13 protein-coding genes and 3 tRNA genes are annotated in these 18,809 nt (G+C 42.5%); 13 read left to right on the top strand and 3 right to left on the bottom strand.

Features of this window, described 5'->3' with window-relative positions:
• Window position 1 precedes the first annotated feature (1 nt).
• Window positions 2-1,111: a TlpA disulfide reductase family protein gene (locus tag VYJ22_RS09880; RefSeq protein WP_329903857.1), complete on the top strand. Its 1,110-nt coding sequence runs from the start codon at window positions 2-4 to the stop codon at window positions 1,109-1,111.
• Between the two features lie 115 nt (window positions 1,112-1,226).
• Here VYJ22_RS09880 and VYJ22_RS09875 read toward each other — a convergent pair whose 3' ends face one another.
• Window positions 1,227-2,534: an IS5 family transposase gene (locus VYJ22_RS09875; protein WP_329903374.1), complete on the bottom strand. Its 1,308-nt coding sequence runs from the start codon at window positions 2,532-2,534 to the stop codon at window positions 1,227-1,229.
• 659 nt (window positions 2,535-3,193) lie between these two features.
• On the opposite strand from VYJ22_RS09875, the gene VYJ22_RS09870 reads away from it, so the two are divergent.
• Window positions 3,194-3,814 carry a class I SAM-dependent methyltransferase gene (locus VYJ22_RS09870; RefSeq protein ID WP_329903856.1) on the top strand — a complete coding sequence of 207 codons (621 nt, stop codon included), beginning with the start codon at window positions 3,194-3,196 and terminating at the stop codon, window positions 3,812-3,814.
• 37 nt (window positions 3,815-3,851) lie between these two features.
• Window positions 3,852-5,306, top strand: a complete 1,455-nt coding sequence (locus VYJ22_RS09865) for a C69 family dipeptidase (RefSeq protein ID WP_329903855.1) — start codon at window positions 3,852-3,854, stop codon at window positions 5,304-5,306.
• Between the two features lie 125 nt (window positions 5,307-5,431).
• Here VYJ22_RS09865 and VYJ22_RS09860 read toward each other — a convergent pair.
• Window positions 5,432-5,508: transfer RNA gene (locus VYJ22_RS09860), tRNA-Met, on the bottom strand.
• 207 nt (window positions 5,509-5,715) lie between these two features.
• On the opposite strand from VYJ22_RS09860, the gene VYJ22_RS09855 reads away from it, so the two are divergent.
• The 5 genes from VYJ22_RS09855 (at window position 5,716) to VYJ22_RS09835 (ending at window position 12,549) form a co-directional block, all read left to right on the top strand.
• A complete protein-coding gene (locus VYJ22_RS09855; RefSeq protein WP_329903854.1) occupies window positions 5,716-6,105 on the top strand; it encodes an START-like domain-containing protein in 390 nt (129 codons plus the stop codon).
• Window positions 6,106-7,495: 1,390 nt separating this feature from the next.
• A complete protein-coding gene (locus VYJ22_RS09850) occupies window positions 7,496-8,287 on the top strand; it encodes a sulfide/dihydroorotate dehydrogenase-like FAD/NAD-binding protein (RefSeq protein WP_329903853.1) in 792 nt (263 codons plus the stop codon).
• A 5-nt stretch (window positions 8,288-8,292) separates the two neighbouring features.
• Window positions 8,293-9,783, top strand: coding sequence for an NADPH-dependent glutamate synthase (gene gltA, locus VYJ22_RS09845; protein ID WP_329903852.1), 1,491 nt, complete (start codon window positions 8,293-8,295; stop codon window positions 9,781-9,783).
• A gap of 2 nt (window positions 9,784-9,785) precedes the next feature.
• On the top strand, window positions 9,786-12,335 hold the full coding sequence (gene priA / locus VYJ22_RS09840) for a replication restart helicase PriA (RefSeq protein WP_329903851.1): 2,550 nt from the start codon (window positions 9,786-9,788) through the stop codon (window positions 12,333-12,335).
• Window positions 12,336-12,477: 142 nt separating this feature from the next.
• Window positions 12,478-12,549, top strand: a tRNA-Met gene (locus VYJ22_RS09835).
• A gap of 427 nt (window positions 12,550-12,976) precedes the next feature.
• Here the strand turns inward: VYJ22_RS09835 and VYJ22_RS09830 are convergent.
• Window positions 12,977-14,233, bottom strand: coding sequence for a phosphoglycerate kinase (locus tag VYJ22_RS09830; RefSeq protein ID WP_329903850.1), 1,257 nt, complete (start codon window positions 14,231-14,233; stop codon window positions 12,977-12,979).
• 383 nt (window positions 14,234-14,616) lie between these two features.
• On the opposite strand from VYJ22_RS09830, the gene VYJ22_RS09825 reads away from it, so the two are divergent.
• The 5 genes from VYJ22_RS09825 to VYJ22_RS09805 all read left to right on the top strand — a co-directional run bounded on the left by VYJ22_RS09825 (window position 14,617) and on the right by VYJ22_RS09805 (window position 18,783).
• Window positions 14,617-14,689: transfer RNA gene (locus VYJ22_RS09825), tRNA-Phe, on the top strand.
• Between the two features lie 351 nt (window positions 14,690-15,040).
• Entirely contained in the window at window positions 15,041-16,114 is a 1,074-nt protein-coding gene (gene pstS / locus VYJ22_RS09820; protein ID WP_329903849.1) for a phosphate ABC transporter substrate-binding protein PstS, read from the top strand.
• 103 nt (window positions 16,115-16,217) lie between these two features.
• Window positions 16,218-17,129 (top strand): phosphate ABC transporter permease subunit PstC, encoded by a 912-nt coding sequence (pstC, locus tag VYJ22_RS09815; RefSeq protein ID WP_329903847.1) that lies wholly within the window; start codon window positions 16,218-16,220, stop codon window positions 17,127-17,129.
• Window positions 17,126-17,992 carry a phosphate ABC transporter permease PstA gene (pstA, locus tag VYJ22_RS09810; protein WP_329903845.1) on the top strand — a complete coding sequence of 289 codons (867 nt, stop codon included), beginning with the start codon at window positions 17,126-17,128 and terminating at the stop codon, window positions 17,990-17,992. Before pstC ends, pstA begins: the two co-directional genes overlap by 4 nt.
• Window positions 17,977-18,783 (top strand): phosphate ABC transporter ATP-binding protein, encoded by an 807-nt coding sequence (locus tag VYJ22_RS09805; RefSeq protein ID WP_329903844.1) that lies wholly within the window; start codon window positions 17,977-17,979, stop codon window positions 18,781-18,783. The genes pstA and VYJ22_RS09805 overlap by 16 nt, the downstream gene beginning before the upstream one ends.
• Window positions 18,784-18,809: the final 26 nt, after the last annotated feature.

Here is an 18,809-nt window from a genome sequence, read left to right as displayed (position 1 = left end):
AATGAAGAGCAAATATTTATTTCTTGTACTACTCATCGGTACAATGGGCATATGGTCTTCTTGCAACAAGAAAAGCCAGGAGTATAGAATCAATATTTCCGGAGCAAACAATCTGAACGGAAAAGCATATTTGGTTACCGTATTGGATGAATTGGTCAAGGTAGACTCTACCGATATAAAAGATGGTAAAGGCTATTTTCAAGGAAAGTTGGATGATGCTGTATATTATCGCATCCTTTTTAAGGATCAAAAAGTATCATATGATGTTCCCATATTTGTAGACGCAGATGGCCAGTACGATATTGTGCTCAAAGAAGATGGTGTGGGAAATGTCAATGTCATTAAAGGAAAAAGCCAAAGTGACTACCAAAAGTTTGAGGAGTCAGTCAAGTCAATACAAGACTCTCTTGATCATATTTATAGCTCAATGGAAGAGGAATCCGATGCCAGTGTGGCTATGGACAAAAACCTTTTAGGACGTATACAGACATTGACTTTAGAAAAAGAAGAGAAACTGAGAGAGTTTATTATCGGCCATTCCAAAGAGATTACCGGTATTGTATTGACATCGGAGTTGATCTATAATGACTATCCCTCTTTGCATCCTGTTTATGAGAAGCTCGACACCGTGAAGTACAAGGACTCTTATTATATGAAAACTTTTCTGGTAAAGTATCATGAAGCAGCTTCACGGTGGCTGGTGGGAAAAGAGGCTCCCGCCTTCAACACAAAAGATATAAATGGAAAACCCGTTGCTTTGGCAGATTTTAAAGGCCGTAAAGTACTTCTTGATTTTTGGGCTTCATGGTGCAAGCCATGTCGTGAAAAGGCTAAGCAACTTAGAGGCATGCGCGATGAGCTTCTCCGTCGCGGCATTGTGCTGGTGTCTGTATCTCTCGATGATAATGATGCTGCCTGGAAGAGCGCTTCGAAGGAGGATGATATAGACTGGGTCAATACTGCAGAAGGGAAAGGATTTGAAGATAATGATATTGCTAAAATGTATAAGATAAAACAAATACCCACCTTATTCCTGATCGATGAAAAGGGCGTTGTCATTATGCAAAATCCATCTGTAGAAGACTTGATAAAACTACCCGCATCAAATTAGAGCATCGAGATAATTGAGATATAATCTTTTCACTTTAAACTTTATTATTGGGAGGGTATCACATAAATAGCTCATATGAGGTACCCTCTTGAACTTTCTGTTAAATAGTCGTCCCTTAAAAAGCACATTTCAGCGCAATCCTCTCCATTGGGAGTGTTTCGCTGATTTTGTTTATTAGGTACAAAAGAAGCTTCATGGCTCTTTTGAAGTTATATGCCGCTGCAGCTAACATTACATTGATAGCATCCCCGAAGAGCCCTTTGTAAAAGTTACGTCCCAAGCGATAATCTGATTTTAAATGTCCGATAGTTGGTTCTATTCCTGCACGCTTGCAGAAAAGTCGATGCTTCTTTTTACGTTGATAATAACTGTCTTTAGCTTTTGGAGTGTCAGGAATCAATATCTGCGTACCGTTTATTTCTTTTTTTCCACGGTAACCTCTATCTCCGGCCAGTTTCTTAATCCTTTCTCCCGTGAGTCTCTTCACCTGATCGAGGCTTTGCTCTATGGTATGTCCGTCGTACTCATTACGGAAAGAAGAGGCTCCCAAAATCACTCCCGTCATGGAGCGTATAATCGAGACTTTGTTTCCAAACTCATATTTTTTGTGCTCCTTACCTTTACTGATGCATTGAACATCCGGTTCATGAAGAGAATAAATCTTTTGAGTGGAATTACGCCGTTGCGAAAGAATCCTTTCAAAGAGGGAAATGAGTTTGTCGTACTCCCTGTTACTACCTAGGTTTCGTTTAAGTTCCCGAACCAAACGTCCCGCTATTGTTCGTAACCGTTTATCCGCTTTAAGAGCTTTCTTACGGTTCTTGGGATGGTTGCGAAAACGTTGATCCCGATAAATTCTTTTCAATACGAAAGTATAGCTTTGACGAATGGGTAGATTGAGAGCCCTTGCGATTTTGAGAACCTTGCCTACTATCTTCTTATGCAACTTGGCATCTGTAGGATAGGTCACATTCTTTTCCTGCACGGTGGAGTCTATAAAAGCGGTATCGTGGTGATCCTTATCATTTTTGTCATCATTCACACGAATACTTTCTGCAAGAATAAGCTCTATCCCTCTTTCGCCGATACGTTTGCGGAAGTGAACCAGTTCCGAGGCATTGCAGGGAAAGGAAGGTGTAAACTCCTGCATGCCACAAAAATATTGAAAATAAGCGTTCTCACTCCATTGTTCTACAACAGATTCATCTGAAATATTGCGCAAATGCTTGAGAATTAAAAGACCACACATTAAACGAATAGGCTTACCTGGACGACCATTGTCAGGGCAATACAAGGAAGAAAAAGCCTCTTCGAACCTTTTCCAATCGATTTTATGGGAAAGTTTATACAGAGGATGTTGCTGGTTGAGCAAATCGTCCAGCGAAGAGAACAGTGATTGAACTGTTTGAGTAGGGCGTATCATAAAAAAAAATCTGCAAGTTTCTACATCCAAAGATACAAAAACTTGCAGATTTATCAAAGAGTATAAGAATATAATTCGCTGTATATCAGAAAATAAACACAATTTTAAGGGGCGACTAAATAAATTCTACTATTCTCAGTTATTTTGATGATGAGCCCGGCATTTGTCGGGCTCATCTTTTTTTCATTGATTCAATATCTCGGGTGCAACTGCTATTATTACCTTGAGACCGTTGCATAGCAGGCCAATTGCTTCGTTGCTTGCGAGATTCGCGCTTGGTCATTTACCTGAAGAGACTGTTGACTTTTGCAACAGTCTCACATTGCCAGCATTGGGTTTTTACATCTTTGGTATAGCATTGTAGATCCTTTCATTTTGGGCGAACAATTCTATGATATGTTCAATATCTCGCTATCTTATAGCAAGTTCATGATGAATCATGAGGGATAGCTTCTTAAAATCATTATTTATAGGGATTGTTTTATTAAGTAGGCTCATATAGTTTTACATAAATCAGATTTCACCCTTTCAAAGCCTTTTATGAGACTTGGTTTCTCGCTTTCGAAAGACATTGGAGAGGGTTATATTTATGCGATGTATAAATGAGAATAGTCTGAATTTACTATTACAGATACAACGAACAATACTTTAAAAATAAAATGAAACTTTTCAAGTCTTTTATCAGAAATGCCTCCAAGCCGGGCAATACATTTTATGGAAGGCTTATGCTCTCGGGGATGAATCGGGGGCACAATCCTATGGCCGTATGGTGTATAGATAAATACATAAAGCCACATGATCAAGAGGATATTCTTGATATAGGTTGTGGAGGTGGTCAAAATATAGCCAATTATCTCAAACGCACTCAAGGCAAAGTTTGTGGCATAGATTATTCGTCTACAAGTGTGGAGGTATCACTACGTAAGAATAAGAGGGCAGTCGCCACCAAAAGAGCTGAGATCAAAGAAGCTTCCGTGACTTCCATCCCTTATAGTGATGCCCATTTTGATGTGGTGTCTGCTTTTGAAACCATATATTTCTGGCCCGACATCATTGCGTGTTTCAGAGAAGTAAAGCGTGTCCTCAAGCCCGGAGGGCGTTTTGTTGTGTGCAATGAGGCTTCCCGCTTGGAAGGAAATGAACTCTGGACCAAATATCTTGATATGAATATCTATTCGGCTGAAGAAATAGCCCGTTTTATGAAGCAGGCTGGCTTTGAGCGGGTAGATACACATTTATTCGGAAAATCTCAGCGCATCTGTGTGTTGGGGTATCTATGAACATATACCATTAATTATTATACAAAAAAGCATTTTTATGAAAAGAAACATTGACAACGATCTTCGTTACGTCCATGAAGAATACCCTTCGGAATGTACTTCCGTTTTGATTGGAAAGCACATGACTTCAGACGGCTCTATGATAGCTGCACGCTCAGAAGACTGGAACGCCATGCTGGCCAAAAACTTGAAAATATATCAAGATACCGATCATGGCCCTGATAAGTTTGAGGCTCGTGATAGCCCTTTCCGCTGTGACTTGCCTGCAAAAGCTTTGGGCTATACTGCTCTTGAGCCTTATCATTTGCCTGGACATTGGGGCAGTGCAGGCTTTAATAGCGCAGGCGTGGGCATGAGTGCTACAGAAAGTATTTTTAGCAATGATAATGCTCTCAAGGCTGATCCATTGGAAGAGGAGGGGATTGCCGAAAACTCTGTATATAATATTGTGCTTCCCTATGTAAACACGGCTCGCGGAGGGGTTGAGCGATTGGGCGAACTCATTGAGAAATACGGTGTAGCAGAGGGATTCGGTATAGCATTCGTAGACAGTAAAGAAATCTGGTATCTCGAGACAGCATGCGGGCATCGTTGGCTGGCTTGCCGTATCCCTGATGATAAATATTTTGTTACCGGCAACCAAAGCCGTTTCCGAGAGTATGACCCTAAGGACAAGGATAATTTCATGGCATGTAATGATCTTATAGAGTTTGCCAAAAATAATCTGCTCTACGATCATAATGTTGAGGACTTTGACTTTCATACAGCTTATGCCAGAGACATCAAGCTTGATACCACTTATAACTATCCCAGAGTATGGGGGCTTCAGGCCATGTTTAGCCCTTCCATCAAGAATGATGTGACCAAGAATACCTTTCCCGTATTTGCACATGCCGATAAGAAGCTTTCTCTGGCGGACGTAAAGCAAGCTTTCAGGTTTCACTATCAAGGTACAGAGCATGATCCTTATTTACATAGCAACCCCAAGGAAAAGTATCGCCCCGTATCCATTTTCCGCACCACACAGACACACATCCTGCAAGTGCGTCAGGAGTTGCCTGATGCCATAGGTAAGATCAACTATGTGGCCTTGGGAATGGCTGCTTTGGCTCCCTTTATACCTTTCTATCAAGGCATGACTGCTTACATCGATGAGTTTACAAAAGGCACAGATTGTAGTAGCCATGATTCGGCATATTGGAAATTCCGCAAGGTTCAGGCTTTGGGTATGGTCAACTTCAATCGTTATGCTCCCATTATTCAGGAGGTCTATAATAAGTGGGAGGAAGAGACAGCCCAACGGCAAAAAGAGATGGAGGGCAGGTATATGACTATCCATAAAACACAGCCTTTGTATGCCAAAGATTTGGTACAGGAGTTTTCTGAGAATGTAATGCGCTCTGTGCTTAAAGTTACAGATGAGCTTATTGAGGATCTCTTTACCCGTCTTACGGCGGATATACAGGCTGAGTACCGCTTTGCCGGGGCCTGATGCTTATGTATCTCCACAAGGAGAGTTCTCCATCCCTCTCACAGAGGGTACACGGGGGCTCTCCTTTTATACAAGAAGGGGTATAAAAAAGAAGGGATACAAACCTTGTTTGTGTCCCTCGTCTTTGGTAGCGAGACCCGGGATTGAACCGGGGACCTCATGATTATGAATCATGCGCTCTAACCATCTGAGCTATCTCGCCAACATTTTGTGATGTCTTATTCTTTTAAGACGATGCAAAGGTAAAGAAAATAATTAAAATCGCAAGAGTCTCGACGTTTTTTTTGCTTGTAATTACAAGCTTCTATTCAAATTTTATGGGTCTATATAGGGTTATGTTTATGAAAATAAGTGATGAACATCCGGAAATATTTTATATCTTTAAGGAGTCCGATTTAATTGATGTGCTATGAAAAAAGAAAAATACCAGCTTGAATATGTTTTTGATACGGTAACTAAGCAAAGTCTGTGGCGACATGTGAGCGCTCCCGTAGGTTTAGAGTCTTGGTTTGCCGACAATGTTGATGTTCAAGGTTCTCAATATATATTCAACTGGGGAGATACTCAGATTGACAAAGCAAATGTTTTAGACTTGACTGAAGGTGAAAGGATCCGGTTCAAGTGGGAGAATGATGCTACCAATGACTCTTATTTCGAATTTGCTATACATAATATGGAGCTCACGGGCGGTAAAACTCTTGAGATTACTGATTTTGCCACTGATGATGAAAAAACAGATGCTATAGAACTTTGGGACTCTCTTGTAGAGCGTTTAAGAAAAAGTCTTGGAGCTGGGTAGTCTATCTCTGACTTGTGTGTATTTGTACTCACTCCTCACTCCTCATCTTAAGCATGACTACCCTCATAGGTGCGCATTTCTTTTGACACTATAAACTCGGTAAATAGCACGTAGACGAGACCTTCGTCATAGTTTCTCTCCAAATTATTCTTTTTGTCACGCTCTATGCGTTGGCGACTCCGGCATTTTATGTCTTATTCTACCCGATAAGACCATTGGATTTTTATTTCCTAAAATAGATTTACTCATGGTTTTACGGTGTTGAATATTTGTTACCATAGTTCTTTTTCGATTTACTTCTTAGGAGATCCTTGGTTTTTATGGCGTTTGAGAACTATGTGGGCTTATCAAGATATTTTTGACATTTTGTCAAAATTATATTTTGGCTATTTTGTCTACAGACTAGCTTTATGCGGTTGTATTTTAATCAACTAAAAAAGCTTAGTAGGCATAGTATTTTCGTCATATTGGGTATTTCTTAGTTAAGATAATAGGATAATTTGTGCAAAAAATGAGTGAAAAAATTGAGACTATAGTGTTTTTGATATCGAATCTGAAGGCTTATTAAACCAAGTTGCTTGTTTCTGATGAGATCATGAATAATTAAAGTATGTCAGTCTTGTATAGTATTTTTCTTAAGTCCCCCTTTTACTCTGTCTACTTATATTTTTGTAATGCAAATTCTGATACGATGAGTCGGCTCACCGTATAGGATAGGATTATTGACTTGATACGATAAGTCAGTTGACTGTGTACGATAGGACGATTGACCTAATACGATAGGTCAAGTAACCGTATATGATAAATCATCAGGTGTGCAGGTTAGTTGCTTGTTTTGAAATAATAGGGCTTTGGGTATCAGCAGCAGATGAGCCTGTCGCTCTATAGCGTATAGAGCCGAGTAGCGTTGTATATACGTGATATGAGACCGTTTCATCAACGTTTATGGCTGTCAAACTTCTTTGTTGTAGCTAAAAGCTTGTTAGGCAATATTGTATCATGTGTGCTGAAAATAAAAAACGCACTCATACCATCACTGATATTTGTGCGTTATAGAGTTGTCTCATTAGGATTCGAACCTAAACAAACAGGACCAGAATCTGTTGTGCTACCATTACACCATGAGACAGTTTTGTCGGGAGTATACCCCTCTCTTTTGACTGTGCAAAAGTAATACTTTTTCTCAAAAACGGCTATTTTGCTATCAATTTTTTTCGTAGTCTTGTAACGGTGTAGTCTTGATCATATGGTAGATTGCATTTTCTGTAAATATAAGTGTGGGGAATACATCTCGTTGCGGAGTAAATAATTCTAATTGGGCATATTTCTCAAAGTCATCATTTAGTAGTATTTTTGTTAATCTTACATAGAAAATAGAAGATATCATCACATGAACAAAATCGTAACCAAGGAGGCTTTTTCGGATCGTGTATTCAAATTAGTCGTTGAAGCCCCAAGAATCGCAAAAACGCGTAGAGCAGGTCACTTCGTTATAGTGCGTGTGGGCGAAAAGGGCGAGCGAATACCCCTGACCATAGCACAGGCCGACCCTAATGCCGGAACAATTACCCTGGTGATACAGGCCGTGGGTAGATCATCCCAAAAACTATGCGCCTTGAAAGAGGGCGACTATATTCATGACGTAGTAGGCCCTCTGGGCAAAAGCACGGAAATACGTCGAGACGGTACCATAGTGTGTGCCGGTGGTGGCGTAGGTGTGGCTCCGCTATTGCCTATAGTAGAGGCTTTTCACAATGCCGGCAACCGAGTGATAGTGGTACTGGCCGCTCGTACCAAAGATCTTATTATACTGGAAGACCAGATGCGCGCCGTGAGTGATGAGGTGATCATCATGACGGACGATGGCTCTTACGGACGTAAAGGACTTGTAACCGACGGTGTGGAGGAAGTGCTGAAAAGAGAGAAGGTGGATGAATGTGTGACTATAGGACCTGCCATCATGATGAAGTTTGTTTCCTTGCTTACAAAAAAATATAATATCCCTACTGTAGCCTCTCTCAATACCATTATGGTAGACGGTACCGGTATGTGTGGTGCATGCAGAGTCACTGTGGGCGGAAAAACAAAGTTTGTTTGTGTAGACGGCCCTGAGTTTGATGCCCATGAGGTAGATTTTGATGAGATGATCATGCGTTTAAGTTCATATAGAGATTTGGAGTAGAAGTTATGACACAGGAAGAATTAATCAAAGCACGCAGATCAGAGCCTTGGAGAGATGAGTTGCGCAAATCCATATCTCCAAAAAACAGAATGAGTTTTCCTCGTGTAAAGATGCGGGAGTTGGATCCCAAAGCACGAGCCAAAAGTCTGTATGACGAGGTGAATAGAGGACTTACCAAAGATCAAGCCATGGCAGAGGCTCGGAGATGTATCGACTGTCCTGCGCCGGGGTGTATCAGCGGTTGCCCTGTAAGTATTCAGATCCCTACGTTCATCAAACTGATAGAAAAAGGCGAGTTTATGAATGCCGCTTCTGTACTGAGAGAGACGAGCTCCCTACCTGCCGTGTGCGGACGAGTATGCCCTCAGGAGAAACAGTGCGAAAGTAAATGCATCTATACGCTTCAGCTTAAGAAAAAAGCTGTGGCAATCGGCTATCTGGAGCGTTTTGCTGCCGACTACGAGCGTGAGCACAGAAGTACCGAGGGCAAACCTGTGGAGAGGCCCGTACCCAATGGAGTCAAAGTAGCCGTGGTGGGTAGCGGCCCTGCCGGTCTGTCATTTGCCGCCGATATGGCTAAGAAAGGATATGAAGTTACGGTATTCGAAGCTTTGCATGAGATTGGCGGAGTTTTGAAATACGGTATTCCAGAGTTTCGTTTGCCCAATAAGATTGTGGACGAAGAGATAGATATGTTGCGTGAGTTGGGTGTGAGTTTTGAAACAAATACCATCATTGGGCGTACGATATCCTATGAAGAACTGCATGAGATGGGTTTCAAAGGTATATTTGTAGGCAGTGGTGCCGGACTGCCCAACTTCATGGATATCCCCGGAGAAAACCTTGTGGGGGTAATGTCTTCCAATGAATATCTCACTCGAGTGAATCTGATGATGGCGGGCGATGACGATAGCGATACTCCTGTGTTCAAAGGCAAGAGTGTAGCAGTAGTAGGAGGCGGAAATACGGCTATGGACTCTGTGCGTACAGCCAAGCGTCTTGGAGCAGAGCGTGTGATGATTGTATATCGTCGTAGTGAAGAAGAGATGCCTGCCCGTATAGAAGAAGTGAAGCACGCCAAAGAAGAGGGTATTGAGTTCCTCACCTTGCACAACCCTGTGGAATATATAGGTGACGAAAGAGGCAGGGTGGTTTCTATGTCACTGCAAAAGATGGAACTGGGAGAGCCTGATCAGAGTGGCAGACGCAAACCTGTACCTATACCCGGTGCTATCATCTCTATCCCAGTAGATGAGGTGATTGTAAGCATAGGCGTATCACCCAACCCGCTTATTCCCCGCTCGATCCCCGGACTTGAGATCACCAAATGGGGTACTGTGGTGGTGAATGAAAATAACAGAACTGCTATCCCGGATATCTATGCGGGAGGTGACATTGTACGTGGTGGAGCTACTGTGATCCTCGCTATGGGTGACGGACGCAAAGCTGCTGCGGCAATGGATGCTCAGCTTATGGACAAGCAAGAGGAGAAATAAGCATGAAGTATGCCGAGGTCATATTACCATTGGCCGTAAACGGCACATTTCATTATCGTATCCCCTTCTTTCTCGAAGATATGGTGTCGGTAGGAAAGCGTGTTATTGTTCCCTTTGGGACTAAACGCTTTTATACCGGCATCGTTGTTTCTTTATCTGATGCTTTGCCTATGGGCATAACGGATGCTAAGCTCAAGAATATTGATGATGTTCCGGATACACCTGATCAGTGCATCGTGAATCAGGATGATATTGATCTTTGGTACTGGGTGTCTTCCTATTATGCCTGCTCCGTGGGTGAAGTAATGCACGCTGCTCTGCCTGCCGGTCTGCTGCCCGAAAGCAAAACGATAGTGAAGCTAAATACATCTTTCGAGGCGGATTCTGTCTTGGAAACCACAGATCAGCGAATACTGGATCTATTGGATGATGCCAAAGGTAAAGAGCTTAATATGGCTACTTTGCAGAAGCTTGTGGGGAAATCTGCTGTGACGTCATTCAATCGCCTTATAGAGTTGGGTGCTATCTGCCTACAGGAGCAAGTCCTTTCACGTTACACACCTCGCAAGCGTATTTTTATCTCATTACATCCATCCTATGCCACTGATGAGGAAGCGCTGTGCTTGCTACTTGATTCTTTGGGTAGAGCTGTGAAACAAAGGGAGGTGGTAGAGGCTATGATCGACTATTGTGAGTCTGTGCAGTTACCTTTGTCTACCCGTATCCCTCGCTATCTGCTCAGTGGCAGAGTACCCAATGCCCAGTCTGCTATAGATGCTTTGTGTAAGAAAGGAGTTTTGATCAAAGAAGAGCTCGAGGTAAGCCGTATTATTAGTGAAGCAGGGCAGAAACCTCTACCATCGTCACTTGGTAACAATGCCCCTATTACTCATCCTAAAGAACTATCACACGGTGTAACGGTCTACTATGCTTATAACCCGCATGATAAGGAGCGTTTTGTTGTGGAGCATATCTCTCGTGTCATAGCATCCGGCAAGCAAGTATTGTTCCTTACCCCCTCGGCCTATAATCTGCCTTCGTCACATCATTTCATTGAGCAAGTGGAAAAAGCATCGGGAGGCAAGCTATTTTATTATAATTCCTCCACGTCAGATGCTGTAAAGGTGGAACTCTTCCGCCACTTGAGTCGGAGTAGCGAGCCTTGTGTGGTACTCGGTATGCGTGCCGCTGTGTTTGTCCCTATGAAGAACGTGGGACTGATCATTGTGGACGAGGAGCACGAATATCTCTATAAACAGCAAAATCCGGCTCCTCGCTTTCATGCACGTGATGTGGCATTGTGGCTGGCCAAACAAAGAGGTTGTGATGTATTACTTACTTCGGAAACGCCATCGGCCGAAACTCTTTTCAATGTACTGCGGGGTAAATATGAGATAATCAATTGTTACCATCAGGATAATATTCAGGATCTCAATCCCACTCGTGACGAGAGCGTAATGATACAAACGGTGAATATTACTGAAGCCCGCGATCGGAAAACGATGCCCCGTGACAGCTTGGTTACGCCGGAGCTAAAGCACGAAATCAATCGTATGCTGATGCTGGACAAGCGTGTTATGATCTTACAGAATAGACGAGGCTATGCACCATATATTATTTGTAACAATTGTGGGAGCAGAGTACGTTGCCCCCACTGTGATGTGAGCCTTACCTATTATCGAAATAAGAAGGTATTGGCTTGTCGCTATTGCGGATTTACAGATACGGTACCCCAGGTGTGCCCCTCATGTGGTGTGCATGCCTCTGAAATGAGAAGCAATGTAGAGCTTTTTCATTATGCCGGTTACGGATCAGAGCGGGTAGAGGATGAGATACAGACCTTATTTCCGGAAGCATCTATTGTGAGGCTGGATAGTGATATTCTCCAAAGCTCGCGCAAGGCGCAGGAAGCTCATGAAAAAATAGCTCGTGGCGATGTGGATATTTATGTGGGAACCCAAATGATCAAGGGACAGCCTGTCTGGGATGATGTGGGGCTTATAGCCGTACCGCAACTCGAATCCATCTTAGGATTCCCCGATTTCAGATCCTATGAGAGGGCTTATCAGCTATTGTATCAGTTGATATTGCGTTCTTTTTTTGCAGGAGACCAAGGGAATCGTCCGGTGAAGATACTTATCCAGACAGCAGATCCATCCAATCCCTTTATTCAGTGGCTGAGCAAGGGCAACTACAGTGATTTTATCAAAGAGCAACTCGCCGAGCGCAAATTGCTGATGTTCCCTCCCTTTGTGCGTATGACCATCGTGATCATGAAATGCTATGATGAAGACATCATTGAGGAGGCAGCTCAGGAGTATTATGCTTTATTGGAAAAGAACAAAAAGGCAGATATATATATCTTACCTCCTCAGAAACCATCGGTATCCAAAATAGACTTGCAGTATATACGGCATATTATGCTGCGTAGGCCTCTGGATGTGATGTTTGAAGAAGAACGAAAGCTTTTATTGACTTGCAAAGAGTATTTATATGACAATAATGCTACGACCAGAAAAGTGAGAATTTATTTTGATGTTGATCCTTTGTGATTTTTTCTTGTTATACTATTAGACCTATAACCACGCTGTTATATACTTCTCAATGTATACAAAGGCTCTTTTCTTTAAATTATTATTGAAATAAATTTGGAAGTTAATAAAAAAGTTGTACCTTTGCAGTGTCAAAAAATATCGCGGAGTGGAGCAGTGGTAGCTCGTTGGGCTCATAACCCAAAGGTCGTAAGTTCGAGTCTTGCCTCCGCAACTATCAAAAGAGAATCTAAGCAATTAGGTTCTCTTTTTTTGTATGCTTTCTATTGCAGTAGCGTGTTGGGCTTATCGGGTTATGATGGTTAAACAGATAAATGGAGACCGTTGCATAGCAGGCAAATTGCTTCGTTGCTTGCGAGATTCGCACTTGGTCATTTACCTGAAGTAAGCTCCCTGTGCACTCACTCTTAGCGCCTTGCACTTTACCTTCTCTGCCCGGTCAAAGTGTCTTTTGTCGGCTTTGCCTCCAAAATCCATGAGACTGTTGACTTTTGCAACAGTCTCAAATAAACAACCGCAATAAGTCCAATGTAAGAGGGCGGATATTGGGCCTTTTATATATATGCGCCTAAAATGAAACAAGGAGGAGAATGAAAAACATTCCCCTCCTTCAGCTTTAGCTACATATCCTTTGCGGATAATTACTTCTCTATGGCAGCAATGCCGGGAAGTACTTTGCCTTCGATGGCTTCGAGCAGAGCACCACCACCTGTAGATACATAGGATACTTTATCGGCAAGTCCGAATTTGTTTACGCAGGCAACACTGTCGCCTCCGCCTACGAGTGAGAATGCTCCGTTGGCAGTTGCTTCTGCTATAGCTTTGCCTACTGCACGTGAGCCTTGGCTGAAGTTGTCAAATTCGAATACTCCTGTAGGACCATTCCAAAGGATAGTCTTGGAGTTTTTGATAACTTCTTTGAATTTTTCAATGCTCTTAGGACCTATATCCATACCGGACCATCCGTCGGGGATATTCTTGTCGTCGCAAACTTGAGTATTGGCATCATTGCTGAACTTATCTCCACACAAAGCATCTTCAGAGAGCACAAGGTTTACACCTTTTTCTTTGGCTTGTTTTACAATCTCTCTGGCAAGATCCAATTTGTCATCTTCGCAAAGAGAAGATCCTATCTTACCTCCATCAGCCTTGGCAAAAGTATAGGTCATAGCTCCGGTAAGGATAAGATTGTCTACCTTGTTGAGAAGGTTTTCGATGATTTCGATCTTTGAAGACACCTTAGATCCTCCCATGATAGCTGTGAACGGACGATTGATGTCATTCATCACTTTTTCTACAGCTTTTACCTCTTTTTCCATCAGATAGCCAAACATCTTGTGATCTTTGTCGAAGTACTCTGCGATAAGAGCTGTAGAGGCGTGTGCACGGTGTGCTGTGCCGAAAGCATCATTGACATAGCAATCTGCCATGGCCGCAAGTTTCTTGGTAAATTCTTTTTGACTTTCCTTTACTGATTTTTTAGCGGCGGCTTTCTCGTCGTCTGACGCATCCTCAGCCAATCCGCGAGGTTTGCCTTCTTCTTCAGCGTAGAAGCGGAGGTTTTCAAGAAGCAGAGCCTCTCCGGGCTTTAGGTTTTTAGCCATTTCAGCAGCTTCTTCACTCACACAGTCATCAGCAAATTTTACTTCACTACCCAGAAGCTCTGATACATGATTAAGGATGTGACGAAGGGAGAACTTGTCTTCTGCTTTCTTGGGACGACCTAAATGCGAACCGATGATGAGCATGCCCCCGTCATTGAGTACTTTTTTGAGTGTAGGCAGTGCGGCACGGATGCGAGTATCATCGGTGATGTTGAACTTCTCATCCAAAGGTACATTGAAGTCAACGCGTACAAATGCTCTTTTACCGGCAAAATTAAATTGGTCAATAGTCATAATTATCAATCTTTTTAAGCTCCTTGGAGCTGATTACCAAATTTCAATACAAATATAATGATTAATCACTATTTTATAAATATTTATTTATGTCTCAGAACAAACATATATATGATTGTTTCCATACGCTATTCATTTATCCAAATAACCCTTCTAAATAGAGCTTAGAACTGAAAAGTACATGAGAAATTATTGTAACCATCATTCTTTTGTAATTTTTATTAGGGTTACTAATTGTTTTATTCACAGTGTGTATTGTTGATGTCTGTTGTTTAAGATGCAATAGGGAAGTGATGTTTTTGTGTATAATCCTTGCATATGTCGATTATCTGCTCTATATTTGCACCCGTTAAGAACAACGAATTGCTCTTGATAAATGGTTTGGTACCATAGCTCAGTTGGTAGAGCAAAGGACTGAAAATCCTTGTGTCCCCGGTTCGATTCCTGGTGGTACCACTTTGAAGAAATAGATAGAAACTCTCGGATTACATTGTAATTCGGGAGTTTTTGTTTTTCCGTAAAAGAGCGTTTAATTTTCATGAAAAATATAATTGAGCATACCATGATTGTAAGTTGTCGATTGTTGTGGGCTGTTTTTAAGTTCGTGATTTTTGTGTCGGACATCTAAATATCCATTTATGTGTGGAATTAACCGCAATCATTATGCTTTTGTAGATGAAATTTTCATTTTTTCAAGATAAAAACACAATAATTTGTGTGATTCGAGATAATGTAACCATCTCGTAACAAAAATAAAGTAATCTTGTATCGGATTTTTAACCGTTACATTTGATTATAAGAAAGAGAATGAAAAAAGTAATTTCTATTATTACAGTTGCTTTACTCCTGATGGGGTGTGCAGGCGGCAAAAAAGAAAATAAGGGTACCAGTCAACTTGATGGTGCCGGTGCTACCTTTCCTTTACCATTCTACACATTAGCTTTCAAAACTTATCAGGAACAAGGCGGACCTACAGTAAACTATGGAGCTATCGGCAGTGGTGGCGGTATCAGAAGCCTCAAGGACGAGATTGTGGACTTCGCAGCCAGTGATGCTTTTCTCAAAGACGACGAAGCCACAGCTATGAAACCCGTAATACATATTCCTACCTGTATGGGTGCTGTGGTACTTGCATATAACCTCGATGGTGTGCAAGATCTCAAACTGACAGCGGAGGTGATATCAAAAATATATTTGGGTGAGATCAAGAAATGGAATGATAGTGCTATCAAGAGCATCAACCCCGGAGTCAATCTGCCCGACAAAGCCATCACTCCGGTATATCGCTCTGATGGCAGTGGTACTACTTATATATTTAGTGATTACCTCTCCAAAGCTTATGCCCCATGGAAAGACAAGATGGGTGCTGCAAAGTCACTCAAGTGGAGTGTAGGAATTGCCGGCAAAGGCAACCCCGGAGTGGCAGGTGTGATAGCCCAAACGCCCGGAGCCATAGGTTATGTCGGTAGTGAGTATAGCTTCTCGTTGAATATACCTTCTGCCAAAGTGATGAACAAAGCGGGTAATTTTATCAGCCCATCTATCGAGAGTATATCGGCATCAGCCACGGGCAATATCCCAGAAGACACCCGCACCATGATCACGGATGCTGACGGAGCCGAGGCATATCCTATCAGCTGCCTCACATGGATACTTATCTACAAAGATCAAAACTATAAAAACAGATCCATAGATAAAGCCCACGCTACTGTGGACATGCTCAAGTGGATTCTGGGAAGTAAAGCTCAGGAACTGACTCCCAAAGTGCATTATGCACCCCTGCCGCAGAATATTATTGAACTGGCGCTCCGACAACTCAATACCGTTACATACAACGGTAAGGCTCTCGGTGATGTCGCGGAAAACAAAGACAAGAAATAAGTTTAGTTTTTAGAATGAGGAGCGTATATGTTATCGGGAGTTATGACCAATGTCTCTTGAGACATATACGCACGTTGTTTTTTCAATCAAAAAAACTTTTCTAATGGGGCATAATTACTCTATTCATTCATCATTGAACAACCGCCATATCAGACTTAGTATTTTCAAAGATAGGATATTCAGAGCTCTGCTTCTTGTGTCCGGGCTTATAGTCCTGCTAGTCTGTATAGCTATGGCTGTGAGTTTGGTCAAAGACAGTCGTGAAGCTTTTCGCACATTTGGTTTCTGGGGATTTATCAGCTCATCAGAGTGGAATCCTTCTCCCGGTGCAGAGAGTTACGGAGCTTTGCCTTTTATCGTGGGTACATTGGTGACGTCCTTACTGGCTCTTGTTATCTGTATCCCTTTTTCTCTGCCCGTAGCTTTATTTACGGGAGAGTATTTCAGAGGTACCAAAGTCGCAAACATCGTGAGCTCACTCACGGATTTACTTGCGGGGATACCATCGATTGTCTATGGCTTATGGGGATTCTATGCTTTCAGACCTCTTATTATTTCATTGGGTATCAATGAGCAGGGGTTTGGTATCGTTACTGCATCACTCATATTATCCATTATGATCATACCTTATGCTTCATCTTTGAGTTCACAGTTCATCGCTATGACACCTTCGGGCCTCAAAGAGTCGGCATACAGTCTCGGTGCTACTCGGTGGGAAGTGATCAGATCGGTTATTTTCCCCAATTCAAAGACCGGTATCTTCGCTGCATATATCCTTGCTCTGGGGCGAGCTTTGGGCGAGACTATGGCCGTGACTATGCTCATTGGCAATACCAATCAGATACCCCAAAGCCTTGCCGATACAGGCAATAGTATGGCGAGTTTGATAGCCAATCAGTTTGGTGAGGCTGACGGCCTCAAACTAAGCTCTCTGATAGCCATAGCACTGGTGCTCTTCCTCATTACAGCGGTGATCAATGCTGTAGCGAAATATATAATGAAGAAAACACGATGACCACAAATATAAGTCTTAGACGAACCAAAGATAAAATAGCCAAAGGGGTAGTGATCGCCTTTACTATCCTCACTGTATTGCCGCTTTTTATGATCATCGGCACTATCTTTTACAAAGGCTATAAACAGATCAACCTATCTTTTTTTGTGGAGAAATCTCCCTCCGGGCTGGATGCCTTGTTGGCAAAAGCTACAGAAACGGTATTACCGGGCGGTATTGCCAACGGTATAGTTGGTACATTGCTTATGGTATTTATAGCCTCATGTATTGCCATACCTACGGGTATTATGGGAGGCATCTACTTATCCGAGAATAAAGATGCGCATATTGCTAAGACAATACGCTTTTTTACCGACCTGCTTCAGGGCAGTCCTAGTATCGTTATAGGTATCATTGTTTATGCCTGGTTTGTAGTGCCTATGGGGGGATATTCTGCTTTGGCAGGGGCATTGGCATTGTCCATTATGATGTTACCGTTGATTATTCGCTCTACGGAAGAGACTGTACTCCGCTTACCTTCGACCTTGAAAGAGTCGGCTCTGGCACTGGGCTGTCCATACAGAGCGGCCGTGCTCAAGATTATAGTGCCTTCGGCCATGTCGGGGCTACTTACCGGTATCTTGCTTTCGATCTCACGTATCATAGGCGAGACGGCTCCCTTGATGATGACAGCTTTGGGTAGCGGTATTATCAATTGGAACATCGATAGGCCTTCCAGTGCCGTTCCCCTGCTTATCTGGGAGTTTTACAACGATCCCAATCTCCAAGATATGATCTGGAGTTCGTCACTATTCCTGCTGTTTGTTGTTTTATTTTTTAACATTTTGGCAAAAAAACTATCTGCTAAATGGAGCATCTACTAAAAGAAATGGAAAGTAACACCTCACTCACTAATAACCCAGTAATACTTGAGCTACAAGACGTATGCGTTTCTTACACGCCTGAGAAATATGCTGTCAAAAACGTTTCAGCCAAACTGTTCGATAAGGAAATCACAGCTATCATGGGTCCCAGTGGCTGTGGCAAGAGCACCCTGCTCAGAGCTATCAATCGCATGCATGAGCTGTATGATGGCATCAGTGTCAAAGGCAGGCTACTTCTCAACAACGTGGACATCATGCAAGAGCAAGCCATGACCGTAAGGCGCAAGGCAGGTATGGTATTCCAACGCCCCAATCCTTTCCCCACCATGAGCATTGCCGACAATGTATTGGCTGGTTATCTCCTCAATGGCATAAAGCTCTCCAAAGCGAAAAAAGAAGAGATCGTAGAGACATCACTCAAAAATGTGGGATTGTGGAATGAAGTCAAGGATACGTTGCAGAAGAAAGGCTCCTTTCTCTCTGGTGGTCAGCAGCAACGATTGTGCATTGCACGTGCACTGGCTCTCAAGCCCCAAGTACTGCTCATGGACGAGCCTACCTCCGCACTCGACCCCATTGCTACCAATACGATAGAAGAGCTTATTCTGGAACTCAAAAAAGAGATTGCCATCGTCATAGTCACTCACAACATGAGTCAGGCTTCTCGTATTTCTGACAGATCCATGTTTATGTATCTGGGCGAACTGATTGAGTATGACCTCACGTCTAAGATGTTTACCAATCCGTCCGATAGTCGCACTGAAGATTATCTTTCAGGACATTTCGGATAGACCATGGGCTATTGATAAATATTATT

The organism is Porphyromonas pogonae (assembly GCF_036320655.1).
GTDB lineage: Bacteria > Bacteroidota > Bacteroidia > Bacteroidales > Porphyromonadaceae > Porphyromonas > Porphyromonas pogonae.
Note: the sequence above shows the minus strand (reverse complement) of the source record. Positions and strands in the feature narration are given on the sequence as shown.